This is a genomic window from Mucilaginibacter limnophilus, assembly GCF_004005815.1.
Lineage (GTDB): Bacteria > Bacteroidota > Bacteroidia > Sphingobacteriales > Sphingobacteriaceae > Mucilaginibacter > Mucilaginibacter limnophilus.
On the sequence record NZ_SACK01000002.1, the window covers coordinates 780,308 to 795,639 of the forward strand.

Sequence of the window (15,332 nt, forward strand, 5' to 3'; positions counted from 1 at the left end):
TGTGCTTATGCCAGCGCTTTATCTTTTTCTTTTATGGCAAGCTGACCGCAGGCAGCATCAATATCCTTACCGCGGCTACGTCGAACATTTGTAGTAATACCCTGTTTACGCAGATATGCCGCGAAGGCTTCAACCTTATCTTCGCCCGCATTAAGGTAACTGGCAAAAGCGATAGGATTGTATTCAATAATATTCACTTTACAGGGCAGGTGTTTACAAAAACGTGCCAGTTCCATGGCATCCTGTATGCCATCGTTAACACCATCAAAAATAATATACTCGTATGTTACCGGATTTTTTGTTTTAGCGTAATAATACTTCAATGCCTCGGCAAGAGATTTAAGCGAATTCTGCTCGTTAATAGGCATAATGGTATTTCGCTTTTCGTCGTTAGCGGCGTGTAACGATAGTGCAAGGTTAAATTTCACCTGGTCATCGCCCAATTTTTTTATCATTTTGGCAATGCCCGCGGTAGAAACGGTTATGCGTTTTGCCGCCATGTTCAGGCCATCTTCGCTGGTTATTTTTTCAATCGACTTCATCATATTGGCGTAATTGAGCAACGGTTCGCCCATGCCCATGTACACAATATTTGTAAGCGGCATGCCATAATTTTCACGCGCCTGCTTGTCAATTAATACCACCTGGTCGTAAATTTCATCGGGATTAAGGTTTCTTTTACGCTCCATATAGCCTGTCGCGCAAAATTTACACGTTAAGCTGCAGCCTACTTGGGAAGATACGCAGGCAGTCATTCTTTCAGTAGTTGGAATAAGAACCCCTTCGATTAAATGATTGTCGTGTAAAATAAAAGAATTTTTTATAGTTTTATCTCCACTAAGTTGTGAACTGTTAATTTTAACGTTATTAATAATAAAGTTATCGTTTAACTTAGTACGTAGTTCTTTTGAAATATTGCTCATTTCATCAAATGAGAAACATGATTTCTTCCAAAGCCATTCGTAAACCTGTTTTGCCCTGAAGCTTTTTTCTTCCATACGAATGAATTGCTCCTGTAAGTCGTTCAGGCTCAGGCTGCGGATATCAATTTTTACTTTTGCACTATTCACAACACAAAGGTACTTAATTTTAAAAATTTAATATTTTTAAAAAGTCATTTCTTTTTTATTTGATTAAAAAACAACAACTATAGGTTAATTGTATAATTCGAAATGGCATATATTTGGAGAGAAATTTTGAGAAGATGCTAACAGATACCTGAATGAAACACTTTAGAGCCGATTACGTTTACCCAGTTTATGCCGATCCGATAAAAAATGGTATTGTGTCCGTTGATGATAACGGAAAAATTTTAGCGATCTCAGATGACCCCTCCTCAATTCAATCAGGTAATATAGAGCAATTGAACGGCATTTTATGTCCCGGTTTTGTAAACACCCACTGCCATCTTGAATTATCACACCTTAAAGACAAAATTAAAGCAGGCGACGGTCTTGTAGAGTTTATTAAGGCTATCCTAACTATACGTAAAGAAGCACAGTATAATGATGATCAGGTAACTGAAGCGGCCCGCCTTGCCGACCAGGAAATGTATGATAACGGTATAGTGGCCGTTGGCGACATCGCAAATACCGGCATTACTGTCGATATAAAGAAAAATAGTAAGCTATACTATCACACTTTTGTTGAAACCTTTAGCTTTTTGCCCGAACGGGCGCAGGCCGTTTTTGATTCAGCCGTTGAACTGATTGAAAAGTTTAAACCGCTTTCAGTTTCGCTTACGCCGCATGCGCCTTATACCGTATCAAAAGAACTTTTTAAACTGATAAAAAGATACAGCGACAGCGGTAAAAACCTGATAAGTATACACAACCAGGAATGCGAGGACGAGAACAAATTTTACCGTTACAAGCTTGGCGCGTTTAATGATCTGTATGATTTTCTGGGTTTAGACATCGATTATTTTAAACCGCAGGCACGTAACTCGCTGCAGTCGATTATCCCACTGTTAACCAGCAACCAGGAAATATTACTGGTGCACAATACCTGCACCAACTTAAAAGATATTTATTTTATTAAACGCTTCGACAGGCATATCAACTGGTGCTTTTGCCCGAATGCTAACCTTTACATTGAAAAGCGTTTGCCTAAAATAAATCTGTTTTTAGATCAGGGTTTTAACATTACACTGGGTACCGATAGCCTTGCCTCAAATAACAAGCTGTGCATACTAAGCGAAATGCGCGTAATACAGCAAAAATTCCCGACGATAGGACTTGAGCAACTGATACAATGGGGTACCCTCAATGGCGCCGAATTTTTAGGTATCGATAAAGATAAAGGCAGCTTGCAACCCGGTAAAACTCCCGGACTTAATCTGATAACCGGGCTTGATAACCTGAAAATCACACCGGAAACAAAGGTGAAGCGATTGATTTAATTGGTTGATTAAGCTAAGTGGGTTTATAACTTTGCATACAAACAACTATTCACTCAATCAACATAATAAACCATTCACTAATTCCCCATGAAAAAACATCTTAGTATAACGGTAAAAGGCAATGTGCAGGGCGTTTTTTTCAGGGCATCAACCAAGGCTGTGGCCGATCAGCTGGGGATAAAAGGTATTGTTCACAATCAAAAAGATGGCAGTGTTTACATAGAAGCCGAGGCTGAACCTGCCGATATGGATATGTTTTTGGAGTGGTGTAATGAGGGGCCGGAAAAAGCTGAAGTAACCGCTGTTGAAACACATGAGGGCGAATTGAAAAACTATCGTAATTTTGAGGTGATAAAAAGGAACCTACTGTAAAGGTTCAAAGTGTATTCTTGTAATAACTCACATTGTCAACTGCTAAAAAATTTGCCGGACAAACGGCTGTTTACGGACTAAGCACTATTGTTTCGCGTACGCTGTATTTTATACTTACGCCAATACTGGCCGGTATACTATCGGTAAAGGTATACGGTATTTTTACCAAAATGTACAGCTGGGCATCTATCCTGAACGCGCTGCTGTCGTTTGGTATGGAAACCACCTATTTCAGGTACCTCAACAAAAACGCCGATGATAAGGATAAGGTGTATAATAATACCTTTTTGGCTGTAATAGCTTTGTGTACGGTGTTCCTCACCTTCTCAGCACTATTCGCGCACCCAATTGCTGCCTGGCTAAAATCGGGCTACACCAATACGCTTGACGATTATGTGTTTTATGTGCGATGTTTCATCTACATACTGGTTATCGACGCGCTGTGCGTAATACCATTTGCGCGATTGCGTGCCGAAGGCCGCCCGATGCGCTACGCCATGGTGAAATTTTTTAACGTGCTGTTTGTGGTGTTGCTGAACTTGTTCCTGCTGTTTGGTGTACCATACGTTATAAAACACAATTTATTGGGTGCCGAATGGATGCAGCAATGGTACCGGCTGCACTGGGTAGGGTATGTGTTCCTGTCAAACCTGCTGGCCAGCATACTTACCTTTATAATGCTGCTGCCCGAGGTTTTTAAACTCCGTTTTAAATTTGATACAGGCATTTTTAAAGAAATGCTGATGTATAGCTTCCCGGTGCTCATTGCTAATATTTCATACATTATCAACGAGAATATAGACAAGATAATGCTTGATAAGCTGTTGCCGCCCGGTATAAACGACCAGGATGTGGGCATTTACGGGGCTTGCGCCAAAATAGCGCTGTTCCTTAGCATTTTTGTACAAGCCTTCCGTTTGGGTGCCGAACCCTTTTTTTTCAGCCATGCGCAAAATAAAAATGCCGGGCAAACTTACGCCCGTATCATGAACTACTTTGTTATAGTGGTTTGCATAATCTTTGTCGGGCTGGTAGCCAATATTGAGATACTTAAATATTTTATACGTGCCTCAAACCCGGTGCAACGAGAGCTGTACTGGTCGGGGTTAAAAATAGTACCCATTTTGCTGTTCGGTTATGTAAGTCTGGGTATTTACATGAACCTGTCGGTATGGTATAAACTGTCTGACCAAACCCGCTATGGGCTTTACATTTCGGGCATCGGTGCTATAATAACCATTGTACTCAACATTATATTTATACCAAAGTACAGCTATGTAGGTTCGGCGTGGATATCGCTGATAGCTTATACCAGCATGATGGTGCTTTCATATCTATGGGGACAAAAACACTACCCGATTCCGTATAATGTCAAAAAAAATCTTGCTTACATATTATCTTCTGTGGTAATAGTATACTTGTCATTCGTAGTATTTAAGCGGAATATTTTCGTAGGCAACGCTTTGCTGATTGCCTACGGGCTTACGACGCTCTACTTTGAGCGTAAAGAATTATTGAGCATATTTAAAAGATGATCGTTAAAGTTATAAACAAGTCGGGCAACGCGCTGCCTGCTTACGAAACGCTGCACGCCGCCGGTATGGACCTTCGCGCTGAAGTTGAAGCGCCCATTACGCTTAAACCTTTGGAGCGTACGCTTGTCCCAACTGGGTTGTTTATTGAGCTGCCCGAAGGATATGAAGCACAGATACGCCCGCGTAGCGGCCTAGCATATAAGCACGGTATCAGCATCGTAAATTCGCCGGGTACTATTGATGCCGATTATCGCGGTGAAATAAAAGTGCTGCTGGTAAATTTATCTGCCGAAAATTTCGTTATAAATACAGGCGAAAGGATAGCCCAGATGATAGTGGCACGGCATGAGCGGGTGGAATGGCTTGAAGCCTACGAATTAAATGAAACATCGCGAGGTACGGGCGGTTATGGACATACAGGGATAGGTTAATACATGAAATTCAGGCTGTTTATATTAATGCTGGCTTTGCCCGCCATTACTTTTGCCCAGGATAAAAAAAAGGCAAAAAGCGGTGTGGTAATGGTGGTGGGCAAACCCATGACCGCCATGGACAGCATTATGGCCAAACAGCTGTTCTTTTCCGCCCTGCGCGAAAAAACCATAGAGAACTTTACCCTTGCGGGCGAACTTTTTAACCGTGTACTGCAGATAAATCCTGAAAACGATGCCGCGCTATTTGAACTTGCTGCGCTCAAAAAATCGGCAGATAAAGAAAACGAAGCCCAGGAATTGCTGCAAAAAGCCGTTACAGTAAACCCTGATAATGAATGGTATTGGGTAGCACTGGCCGATAGTTATCAAAAAACCAATGATATAGACAAACTGGAGAATGTTTATGACGAACTTATACGCCTGAATCCGGAAAAACCCGATTATTATTTCGACAAGGCAAGCGCTTATTTTTTGCAAAAGCGATATGATGAGGCATTAAAGTTGTATGACCGCGTTGAGGAACTAACCGGTTTGACTGATGATATTATCGCCAATCGTCAGAAGATCTACCTCAAACAAAACAAATTTGAAAAAGCCACTGCCGATCTTGACGTCATGATCGCGTCGAACCCCGGTGAACTGCGCTATTATTTGCTTCAAGCTGAATTATATAATTCGAACGGGTTTGCCGATAAGGCGCTTGAAGTGCTGGAAAAAGCCGGCAGGCTAAACCCTGATAACGGATTGCTTCACCTTGCGCTGGCTGATATTTACCGTGATAAAAAAGACTTTAAAAGCAGCTTTAACCAACTGGTTATGGCCTTTTCGAGCGCTGAGATTGATGTAAACCAAAAGATACGGATAGTGCTTGGCTATTTGCCCAAGTTTCCTGACGCTGACGCCAAGGCCAGTGCGCTTGAACTAAGCGGTATATTGGCCAACACGCATCCCGGTGATGCCAAGGCGCAGGCGCTTTACGGCGATATGCTGATGCAGAACGAACGCTATAATGAGGCAAAACCCCTTTTTAAAAAAGCCATTTCGTTGGCGAAAGATAATTATGCGGCATTTGAGCAACTGGTACGCCTTGAACTTTCGGAAGAAAGCACAGATGAAGCCATAACCGATGGCGAGGAAGCGCTTAGCTATTTCCCTAACCAGGCATGGATGAATTATCTGGTAGGCGCAGCCTGGGCTATGAAGAAGGATCATAAAAAAGCGGTTAGCTATCTTAAAACAGCGATTGGTCTTAATGCGGACGACAAGAACCTCTTTGCCTATGCCTATTCATCACTCGGCGATAGCTATCATTCACTGAACGATATTAAATCGTCTGACGAGGCGTATGAAAAGGCGCTTGATTATAATCCTGATAATGCCTTCACGCTAAACAATTATGCTTACTATTTATCGTTAAGAGGTGAGCAACTGGAAAAAGCGGCGGAGATGTCAAAGCGGTCGAACGAGTTGCAGCCCAACACAGCTTCGTTTGAAGATACGTATGCTTGGATTCTGTTTAAACAGAAAAAATACGCCGAGGCAAAAGAGTGGATGGAAAAGGCCTTATTGCACGATAAAAATAATAGTGCCGTACAGTCAGAACATTATGGCGATATAATGTTTTATTTAGGCAACACTGAGGCGGCCGTGCAAAACTGGAAAAAAGCGAAAGCAAATGGGGGCGGCTCGCCAATTTTAGACAGAAAGATAAATGAGAAGAAATACGTTGAATAAACTGCTTATCGCCATGTGCATGCTGCTTACGCTGGCAGCGTGTAAGTCAAAAAAGCAGGTAGTGGTAAACCGTAACACTACGAAGGTAAATACAAGCAATGATGTGGCGGCCCGGCTGGCAACCATACGGTCAAAACAAATAACATTCAATACCTTTTCGGCAAAAGCCAAAACGCAGCTTGCCATAGGTAAAGATGACAACGATGTAACCATGAACCTGAGGGTACAGCGTGACAAAAAGATATGGGTATCAATCACCGCTATTTTGGGTGTTGAAGTTGCACGTGCGTTGATAACTCCCGATAGTATTTTAGTAATAAACAAGTTACAAGGCTTATACACCAAAAAACCTTTCAGCTTTGTGCATAAATTTACCGGCCGTCAAATTGATTATGCCACGTTGCAGTCGCTGCTGGTTGGTAATGCTATACCCAAGCTATTGAATGACAGTACGACTTTTGAGGTAGCAGCGCCAAACACCAATATTTCAGGCAAATTAGACGGACTGTTGTATAAGTTAATTTTAGGTCCCGACCTGCGCGTAACGCAAACCAGTTTGGCTAATCAGGCTATGCAGCAATCGTTACAGGTAACAAATAACGTATTTATACAGGCCGATAACCGGGTGGTGCCATCGCAAATTGATATCGCTTCTGTTGTGAAAAACCAAAAAATACAGGTTAATTTGCGTTACAGTAAAGTGGAGTTTGACAGGCAGCTTGATTTTCCTTTCAGCATACCGGATTCATATACGCCTGCAGCCGATTAAAAGGATATTTTTGATTGATGAGATTATTTAAACTGTTTTTAATTGTTATCGGGATACTTACAGCGGTGCAAAGTTTCGCGCAAAGCAGCGCCGAACTTAAACGTCGCCGCGATAAGCTGAACGATGAGTTGGAAGAACTTAACCGTGAATATCAGAAAACGGCGAACAGCAAAAAGGTCTCAATAAAACAGCTTAATATCTTAAAAGCCCAAATAAATCTGCGGGAAGATAAAATCAATACTATCAACGCTGAGGTACGTAATCTCGACAGCCAGATATCAGAAAACACACGCACCGTACACAGCCTGCAGGATCAACTTGACCAGTTGCGTAAGGATTATGCCGGCATGGTTCTTTTTGCTTATCATAACAAAAGCGCCTACAACAAACTGATGTTTATTTTCGCTGCGAAAGATTTTAATCAGGCGTATAAAAGACTTAAATACCTGCAGCAGTTTGCTTCATATCGCCAGCGACAAGCCGAGTATATTCAGGGCACGCAAAAGGATCTTAACGTCAAGATAAACGTGCTTGATCGTACCAAAAAAGAAAAAAGCACCCTGCTTGCCGATCAGCGTAAAGAGAAAGAAAACTTAGGCCGTGAAAAGGATAACCAGGCAAAAATTGTATCTAAACTTACCAAAGAGCAGGGTTATATAAAGAAACAACAAAGCGTAAAACGTACGCAGATCACCAAGATAACACGGCAGATAGCTTCAGCAATTAAGCGTGAAATTGAAGAGGCACGCCGCAAGGCCGAGGCCGAAGCGCGCGCCGCTGCAGAACGAGCCCGGATTGCTGCTGAAAAAGCCGCTGCCGCGGGTACACCTGCTACTGCCACAGCTCCAAAACCAACAAAAACCATTACCAAATCATCAAGCAATAGCGAGGTGCTGAACGCTACACCTGAAGCCGCAAAACTGTCAAGCGACTTTTTAGGAAACCGCGGCAGTTTGCCATGGCCGGTAGCTAACGGTAATATAACCCAGGGATTTGGCATTTATTATATTGATGGCATTAAAACCGAAAATACCGGTATTGATATACGCACCAATGACGGAGCTGCCGTTCGTGCCATATTTAACGGCGAAGTAAGTAATGTAGCTAACGTAAGCGGTACCTACCTGGTTATCATCAGGCATGGAGAGTACTTTACCGCTTATTCAAACCTTCGTTCGGTTAGTGTATCAAAAGGACAAAAGGTAAGTACCAAGCAGGTTATTGGAAGTGTTGGCGCTGATGCTTCTACAGGAGAAACCGAGGTGCATTTCGATTTGTACAAAGGCCAAAATCCGGTAAATCCGAAATTATGGCTTGCGCCTGATTAATAAAAAATCATTGACAAATAGTAAATGTATATATTTGTACGTTAATTAAATATCATGCTGCATTCAGTTTATTTGTTTTTGAATATTGGTACCGGGGAGCTGATGCTGATATTTTTTGTAGCGTTGCTGCTGTTTGGGGGCGAAAAACTTCCGGGCATTGCACGCACATTGGGTAGGGGGATACGTGATTTCAAAGATGCTTCTGAAGACGTAAAGCGCGAAATTAACAAGCAGATCAACAGTTTCGACGAAGTAACCGAGCGTAAAAAGAAAACGCCAACGCTTATTGAAGAGACTACCGACCACTATTCTACCGAAAAGGTTGAAGAGCCGGTTATTGTAAGTGATGCCGAAAACCCTGATCACAATAATATCGTAGATACGAGTGCAGAAGTTGAAGCGCCGGTTGCAGAGGTTGAAATGCCACAGCAGGAAAGTGAGCCCCAGGAGCGTAAAAAGATTGATTTTACAAAACCTGCCAACACTGTTGAGTATAAAGGATAATACATTAATTTATAATAAAAACTAAGATCATGGGATTAGGAACAGGCGAAATAATTGCCATCGTGTGTGTAGTGTTACTTTTATTCGGGGGTAAAAAAATTCCTGAACTAATGAAAGGCTTAGGCAAGGGTGTAAAAGAATTTAAAGACGCCAGCAACAGCCCCTCTGACGATGTAACAACCGTACATACTGAGAAAAAAACTGAGGCTAACTCTTAATAAATTAGCTGCTGCCCATACCTCGGGCATTGTATTTAAAAACTTATCTGTTGATTTTATATTATTTTCAAACGGATAAGTTTTTTATTTTAGCCGCATGGCTAAATTTTATTCCTCGTTAACTGAAATAAAAAGTAAGTTAAATAGCGGAGCTGTGACTGTTGAGCAACTTGTTGCCGGGTATCTTGAACAAATAAAGGCTTGCAAGCACTTGAACGCGTTGAACGAGGTATTCGCTGATGAAGCCATCAGTCAGGCAAAACAAGTTGACAGCAAATTAAAAAACGGTACTGCCGGTAAACTGGCCGGTATGGTTATCGCCATAAAAGACAACATCTGTTACAAAGGCCATAAAGTTTCGGCTTCTTCAAAAATACTCGACGGTTTTACTTCCATCTATTCATCAACCATAGTTGACCGCCTGCTGGCTGAAGACGCCATTATTATCGGTCGTGCCAACTGCGATGAATTTGCCATGGGCGCGTCTAACGAAAATTCGGCATTTGGCCCGGTAAAAAATTATGCTGATACATCAAGGGTATCAGGCGGATCATCGGGTGGTTCGGCAGTGGCGGTACAGGCGGGTATGTGCCATGCGGCGATTGGTACTGATACAGGCGGCTCAGTACGTCAGCCGGGGGCTTTTTGCGGCGTGATTGGATTTAAGCCTACATACGGCCGTATTTCGAGGCATGGCATTATCGCTTACGCGTCGTCATTTGATCAGGTGGGCCCGCTTACAAATTCGGTTGAAGATGCAGCGCTTTTGTATAGTGTGATGGCCGGTACTGATGAATATGACAGTACCTTATCACGCAAGCCCGTGGAAGCACATCCGGTACACGCCGATACATCAAAAAAACGCATAGCTTATATCCAGGAAGCGGTTTCAAGCTCGGGAGTCGATCCTGAGGTAAAAGCAAATCTGATTACTTACATTGATAAATTACGCGCCGACGGGCACACGGTTGAGCCGGTTTCATTTGAACTGCTCGACTATCTGGTACCTGCATACTATATTTTGGCTATGGCCGAAGCCTCGTCAAACCTGGCAAGGTATGATGGTGTGCATTACGGCTACCGTAGTCCCGCAGCAACCGACCTAACGTCTACCTACAAAAAGTCCCGTTCTGAAGGTTTTGGCAAAGAGGTGAAGCGCCGCATTATGCTTGGTACGTTTGTGCTGAGTTCAGGTTATTACGATGCTTACTATGCGAAAGCACAAAAAGTACGCCGGTTGATCCAGCAAAAAACAAACGAGATTTTAAACCAGTACGACTTTTTGCTGACGCCTACAGCACCCGAGCCTGCTTTTGAGATAGGAAAGGGTGAAACAGATCCGGTACGCTCATACCTGGCGGATATTTTTACGGTGCAGGCATCGCTGGCCGGTGTGCCGGCAATTTCTTTACCGGCGGGCAATAACAGCAAAGGTTTGCCGTTAGGGTTACAATTACTGGCTAAACGTTTTGCGGAAACCGAATTGTTAAATTTTTCGGAATATTTCGTTAAGCTATAAAAAATTAATACTTTGGTAAATGCAAACAATTTGCGTTAACTAATCGTATAGATATCCCTAAAGAATGAAGAGATTATTTACGTTTTTTATCTGCTTTCTGATATTAATCACTGCGAAATTCAACGCAGCAGCTCAACAACCCGTTAATTTTAATACACGTAGTCTATCTGCCGACACCGTTATTGTGCCGTTGGCAGCTCAGGAAATTGCTCCGTCAAGCTATGAGAACAGCATATTCAAACGCCGATTAGATTCGATACAAAAGGATGTACAGCTTGATTACAACGAATACGTTCAAAGTTATATCGATGTGTACAGTCGCCGTCGCGACGGTATAGCAGCCATTCTTGGTAAATCAAAATACTACTTCCCGATATATGAAAAGGCTTTCCGCGACGCGGGTGTGCCTGAAGAAATTAAATACTTATCTATTGTAGAATCAGAACTTAACCCGCTTGCTGTATCAAGGGTAGGAGCAACCGGTCCGTGGCAGTTTATGTATGCTACCGGGAGGCTGTACGGTTTAGCGGTGGATAATTATGTAGATGAACGCCGAGATCCTATCCAATCGAGCTATGCTGCCGCTGCTTACATTCGTGACGCGTACCAGGAGTTTGGCGACTGGCTGCTGGCCATAGCTTCATACAACTGTGGCAAAGGAGCCGTTACACGTGCAATTGAAAAGGCCGGAGCTAATGATTTTTGGTCGATAAGGCCATATCTTCCTGCCGAGACACGTAACTATGTGCCTGCATACATTGCCATGACCTATGTAATGAACTATTATAAGCACCATAACATTACGCCGCAGGCATGTACTTTCTCTGTTCTGACTGATACCGTATTGGTTAATAAATCCGTACCACTGCAAAGTATTGCAGGTGTGCTTGATGTAAGCATAAGCGAACTGGCATTATTGAATCCTTCTTATAAACGTTTAATTGTTAACGGGTCAGATAAAGCACCGCGCAGACTGATTATCCCGCAAACGGCGAAAGAAAACTATAGTGCTTTGTATGAAGCGCTGAATGGACAAGGTTTTAAAGCAGCACCCTCAGTTGCCGAGCCGCGTGTTCAATATGCATCATATGTTGATACCAAGCCCGAGCCTAAGCCAACCCGTCACAAAATTCGTCGCGGTGAAACGCTTGGCGATATTGCCGATACTTATGGCGTTGAAGTGCAGGACCTAAAAGTTTGGAACAATCTGAAAAGCAACAAAGCAGTTATAGGCAAGGTTTTACGCTTAACCGCTCCTGACGAACCCGCTGTTAAAAGCAAAAAGATCAAAGAATACGTTACCTACAAGGTAAAACGCGGAGATACCCTTAGCGAAATTGCGGCCAAGTTTGAAGGCGCTTCTGTTGAAAAAATCAAAGCGATAAACGGCCTTAAAAGAGCAAGCCTGCAGCCGGGTATGCTGCTGAAAATAAGCGGCGTTTAATCCCTTAGTTCATTTCACACGCTTAATAAAAGCATTAAATATTTGCACATGGTGCAAATACATTTGTAATTTTAGCGCTCTGACCTGAATTTGAGAAGATGAACAAACCCAATCGTAAGCAGGATGCTTTAAATTACCATGCCCAGGGACGGCCCGGTAAAATACAGGTAGTCCCAACAAAGCCAACTAATTCTCAGCGTGACCTTACTATGGCTTATTCGCCAGGCGTAGCTGAACCTTGCCTGCGTATAGCTGACAATACCGAAGATGTTTATAAATACACCGCAAAGGGTAACCTTGTAGCAGTTATCAGCAACGGTACCGCCGTTTTAGGCCTGGGCAATATCGGCCCTGAAGCCAGTAAGCCTGTGATGGAAGGCAAAGGCCTGCTGTTCAAGATTTATGCTGATATCGACGTGTTCGACCTGGAGTTGAACGCCAAAAATGTTGATGAATTTGTAACTATTGTAAAAGCGCTTGAGCCAACATTTGGCGGCGTTAACCTCGAAGATATTTCGGCACCTACCTGTTTTGAGATAGAAACGCGTTTGAAAGCCGAGATGAATATCCCGGTAATGCACGATGACCAACACGGAACGGCCATTATATCCGGAGCTGCGCTGATTAACGCCTGCGAGATACAGGGTAAAAAGCTTGATAAAATAAAAATGGTAGTGAATGGCGCGGGTGCCGCGGCTATATCCTGCTCAAAAATGTACCTGTCGCTTGGTGTGCAAAAAGAGAATCTGGTAATGTTTGATATTAACGGTTTGCTCACGCCTGAGCGTACCGACCTTGATGATATCCGCCTTGAATTTGCTACTCAGCGTAAAGATATAAGTAGCCTTGCTGATGCCATGAAGGGCGCTGATGTCTTCATCGGTTTATCGGCAGGCAATGTGGTTACTGCTGATATGCTGAAAAGTATGGCGAAGAACCCTATCGTATTTGCCATGGCTAACCCCGTGCCTGAAATTGATTATGATACGGCTACCGCCGCTCGTAAGGATATCATCATGGCTACCGGCCGTTCTGATTATCCTAACCAGGTAAATAACGTATTGGGCTTCCCGTATATTTTCCGTGGGGCGCTGGATGTCAGGGCGACGGCCATTAACGAAGAAATGAAGATCGCTGCGGTGAACGCCATCGCGGCTTTAGCCAAAAAGCCCGTTCCTGAAGAAGTGAACCTGGCTTATAATATTACCAACCTGAAGTTTGGCCGTGATTACATCATACCTAAACCGATGGACCTGCGCCTTATTTCAGAAGTTTCATCTGCGGTTGCGAAGGCTGCCATAGAATCAGGTGTAGCGAGGAAAACCATTACCGACTGGAACGCGTATGGTGAAGAGCTTCGCAACCGTTTAGGCGGAAATGACAAGCTGCTGCGCAATTTGACCAGCAAAGCCAAGCAAGATCCTAAACGCGTTGTTTTTGCCGAGGCCGATACCTATAAGATACTACGTGCGGCACAGATAGTGAAAGACGAGGGTATTGCTACGCCGATACTGCTTGGCAACGTTCAGCGTATTAAAGCCATCATGAGGGAAAATGATCTGGATCTGGATGATGTGCAGATCATCGACCCGAAAGAAGGCACCGAAAAGTTTGAGGATTATGCGCAGTTTCTATACAAAAAACGCCAGCGCAGGGGGATAACCTTGCTGGAGGCACGTAAAATGATGGCCGACCGTAACTATTACGGCGCCTGCATGGTTGAGTTTGGTGAGGCTGACGCGCTGATTTCGGGTTTGACCAAAAACTATGTTACTACTGTTAAACCTGCATTGCAGATAATCGGTATTGAAGAAGGCGTGAACCGTGTGGCAGGCATGTACCTGATGATTACGCCTAAAGGCCCTGTATTTTTCGGAGATACTACAGTGAACGTTGATCCGTCGGTTGAAGAACTGGTTGATATAACCGTGCTGATTGAGCGTACCGTGAAACAATTCAGTGTCGATCCACGGGTGGCTATCCTGTCTTACTCGAACTTTGGTTCGAATGAGGGTGAAGTGCCTGAAAAAACCCGACAGACGGTAAAGGTATTGCATGAAAAATATCCGAACATGGTGGTTGACGGCGATATGCAGGCTAACTTCGCGCTTAATGCCGATCTGCTGAAAGATAATTTTCCGTTCTCGACACTTAACGGTAAGCCGGCCAATACGCTGATCTTTCCAAACCTTGAATCGGGCAACATAGCTTATAAACTATTGCAGGAACTTGGCGGCGCCGAGGCGGTTGGTCCGATATTACTCGGATTAAAAAAGCCTGTGCATGTATTGCAACTGGGCAGTTCGGTACGTGAAATAGTAAATATGATCACGATCGCGGTAGTTGACGCTCAGGAAAAATCAAAAGTTCAAAACGCTAAACCCACAAGCAAACGCAAGTAGATGTACGCCTATATAAAAGGTAAATTAGTTTTCAAAAACCCGGCCTATGTAGTTATAGAAGCCGGAGGCATAGGCTATCATGTAAACATTTCGTTAAATACTTTTTCGCTTTTGGGCGACCAGGAGGCTGTAACGTTATACACCTGGCTACACGTAAAGGAAGATGCACACACGCTTTACGGCTTTGCTGATGAAAATGAGCGCCGTTTATTTTTGCATTTGCTTTCGGTATCGGGCATCGGCGCAGCCACAGCCCGTATGGTACTGTCGTCGGTAACGCCTGATGAGATACAAACTGCAATTATAAACGGCAATGTTCCGTTAATTCAACGCATAAAAGGCATCGGCCCAAAATCGGCGCAGCGTATCATACTTGAACTGCAGGACAAATTGCGAAAAGAAGGTTTATTATCCCCTGTTAAACCTACTGCTTCACAAACAGTAAAAGATGAAGCGCTATCAGCACTGGTAATGCTTGGTTTTGCCAGAAATGCTGCTGAGAAGGTGTTAGAGAATGAAATGAACAAGGCAAACGGTGAATTATCAGTTGAACAGCTTATTAAATTTGCATTAAAAAGTTTATAATTACAACAGAAAACAAAAACCTGGACCGGCAAAGCCTGTAAGGCTTTTCTGTCTGCATTTGAGGGGATGGGCATGAACACAATTTTA

Annotated in this window: 14 protein-coding genes; 13 read left to right on the plus strand and 1 reads right to left on the minus strand. The window is 43.3% G+C overall.

The annotated features are described in order from the left end of the window. Window positions 1-5: 5 nt before the first annotated feature. Window positions 6-1,070: a 23S rRNA (adenine(2503)-C(2))-methyltransferase RlmN gene (rlmN, locus tag EOD41_RS08010; protein WP_127704256.1), complete on the minus strand. Its 1,065-nt coding sequence runs from the start codon at window positions 1,068-1,070 to the stop codon at window positions 6-8. A gap of 152 nt (window positions 1,071-1,222) precedes the next feature. Here rlmN and EOD41_RS08015 point away from each other — a divergent pair, with 152 nt between their 5' ends. The 13 genes from EOD41_RS08015 to ruvA all read left to right on the plus strand — a co-directional run bounded on the left by EOD41_RS08015 (window position 1,223) and on the right by ruvA (window position 15,245). After that, window positions 1,223-2,401: an amidohydrolase family protein gene (locus EOD41_RS08015; RefSeq protein ID WP_127704257.1), complete on the plus strand. Its 1,179-nt coding sequence runs from the start codon at window positions 1,223-1,225 to the stop codon at window positions 2,399-2,401. A gap of 87 nt (window positions 2,402-2,488) precedes the next feature. Further along, the gene (locus tag EOD41_RS08020; protein ID WP_127704258.1) at window positions 2,489-2,773 is read left to right on the plus strand and encodes an acylphosphatase; all 285 of its coding nucleotides are present in this window, start codon (window positions 2,489-2,491) and stop codon (window positions 2,771-2,773) included. A 32-nt stretch (window positions 2,774-2,805) separates the two neighbouring features. Then, window positions 2,806-4,308, plus strand: coding sequence for a lipopolysaccharide biosynthesis protein (locus tag EOD41_RS08025; RefSeq protein ID WP_127704259.1), 1,503 nt, complete (start codon window positions 2,806-2,808; stop codon window positions 4,306-4,308). Beyond that, window positions 4,305-4,739 carry a dUTP diphosphatase gene (gene dut, locus EOD41_RS08030; protein ID WP_127704260.1) on the plus strand — a complete coding sequence of 145 codons (435 nt, stop codon included), beginning with the start codon at window positions 4,305-4,307 and terminating at the stop codon, window positions 4,737-4,739. The genes EOD41_RS08025 and dut overlap by 4 nt, the downstream gene beginning before the upstream one ends. A gap of 3 nt (window positions 4,740-4,742) precedes the next feature. Next, window positions 4,743-6,476 carry a tetratricopeptide repeat protein gene (locus EOD41_RS08035; protein WP_127704261.1) on the plus strand — a complete coding sequence of 578 codons (1,734 nt, stop codon included), beginning with the start codon at window positions 4,743-4,745 and terminating at the stop codon, window positions 6,474-6,476. Continuing rightward, window positions 6,454-7,245: a DUF4292 domain-containing protein gene (locus tag EOD41_RS08040; RefSeq protein ID WP_127704262.1), complete on the plus strand. Its 792-nt coding sequence runs from the start codon at window positions 6,454-6,456 to the stop codon at window positions 7,243-7,245. Before EOD41_RS08035 ends, EOD41_RS08040 begins: the two co-directional genes overlap by 23 nt. A 17-nt stretch (window positions 7,246-7,262) precedes the next feature. Further along, a complete protein-coding gene (locus EOD41_RS08045; protein ID WP_127704263.1) occupies window positions 7,263-8,573 on the plus strand; it encodes a murein hydrolase activator EnvC family protein in 1,311 nt (436 codons plus the stop codon). 54 nt (window positions 8,574-8,627) lie between these two features. Further along, window positions 8,628-9,077: a Sec-independent protein translocase subunit TatA/TatB gene (locus EOD41_RS08050; RefSeq protein ID WP_127704264.1), complete on the plus strand. Its 450-nt coding sequence runs from the start codon at window positions 8,628-8,630 to the stop codon at window positions 9,075-9,077. Between the two features lie 29 nt (window positions 9,078-9,106). Then, on the plus strand, window positions 9,107-9,295 hold the full coding sequence (locus EOD41_RS08055) for a Sec-independent protein translocase subunit TatA/TatB (protein ID WP_127704265.1): 189 nt from the start codon (window positions 9,107-9,109) through the stop codon (window positions 9,293-9,295). Window positions 9,296-9,392: 97 nt separating this feature from the next. Further along, window positions 9,393-10,814: an Asp-tRNA(Asn)/Glu-tRNA(Gln) amidotransferase subunit GatA gene (gatA, locus tag EOD41_RS08060; protein ID WP_127704266.1), complete on the plus strand. Its 1,422-nt coding sequence runs from the start codon at window positions 9,393-9,395 to the stop codon at window positions 10,812-10,814. Between the two features lie 64 nt (window positions 10,815-10,878). Then, window positions 10,879-12,258, plus strand: coding sequence for a lytic transglycosylase domain-containing protein (locus EOD41_RS08065; protein ID WP_127704267.1), 1,380 nt, complete (start codon window positions 10,879-10,881; stop codon window positions 12,256-12,258). A 98-nt stretch (window positions 12,259-12,356) separates the two neighbouring features. Further along, a complete protein-coding gene (locus tag EOD41_RS08070; RefSeq protein WP_127704268.1) occupies window positions 12,357-14,660 on the plus strand; it encodes an NADP-dependent malic enzyme in 2,304 nt (767 codons plus the stop codon). Further along, the gene (gene ruvA, locus EOD41_RS08075; protein ID WP_127704269.1) at window positions 14,661-15,245 is read left to right on the plus strand and encodes a Holliday junction branch migration protein RuvA; all 585 of its coding nucleotides are present in this window, start codon (window positions 14,661-14,663) and stop codon (window positions 15,243-15,245) included. The last annotated feature ends 87 nt before the right edge of the window (window positions 15,246-15,332 follow it).

Coding starts and splice junctions, on each gene's coding strand:
- EOD41_RS08070 (WP_127704268.1), top strand. CDS start 12,357: ATGAACAAACCCAATCGTAAGCAGGATGCTTTAAATTACCATGCCCAG.
- EOD41_RS08015 (WP_127704257.1), top strand. CDS start 1,223: ATGAAACACTTTAGAGCCGATTACGTTTACCCAGTTTATGCCGATCCG.
- EOD41_RS08045 (WP_127704263.1), top strand. CDS start 7,263: ATGAGATTATTTAAACTGTTTTTAATTGTTATCGGGATACTTACAGCG.
- EOD41_RS08020 (WP_127704258.1), top strand. CDS start 2,489: ATGAAAAAACATCTTAGTATAACGGTAAAAGGCAATGTGCAGGGCGTT.
- ruvA (WP_127704269.1), top strand. CDS start 14,661: ATGTACGCCTATATAAAAGGTAAATTAGTTTTCAAAAACCCGGCCTAT.
- EOD41_RS08035 (WP_127704261.1), top strand. CDS start 4,743: ATGAAATTCAGGCTGTTTATATTAATGCTGGCTTTGCCCGCCATTACT.
- EOD41_RS08065 (WP_127704267.1), top strand. CDS start 10,879: ATGAAGAGATTATTTACGTTTTTTATCTGCTTTCTGATATTAATCACT.
- gatA (WP_127704266.1), top strand. CDS start 9,393: ATGGCTAAATTTTATTCCTCGTTAACTGAAATAAAAAGTAAGTTAAAT.
- EOD41_RS08055 (WP_127704265.1), top strand. CDS start 9,107: ATGGGATTAGGAACAGGCGAAATAATTGCCATCGTGTGTGTAGTGTTA.
- EOD41_RS08040 (WP_127704262.1), top strand. CDS start 6,454: ATGAGAAGAAATACGTTGAATAAACTGCTTATCGCCATGTGCATGCTG.
- dut (WP_127704260.1), top strand. CDS start 4,305: ATGATCGTTAAAGTTATAAACAAGTCGGGCAACGCGCTGCCTGCTTAC.
- EOD41_RS08050 (WP_127704264.1), top strand. CDS start 8,628: ATGCTGCATTCAGTTTATTTGTTTTTGAATATTGGTACCGGGGAGCTG.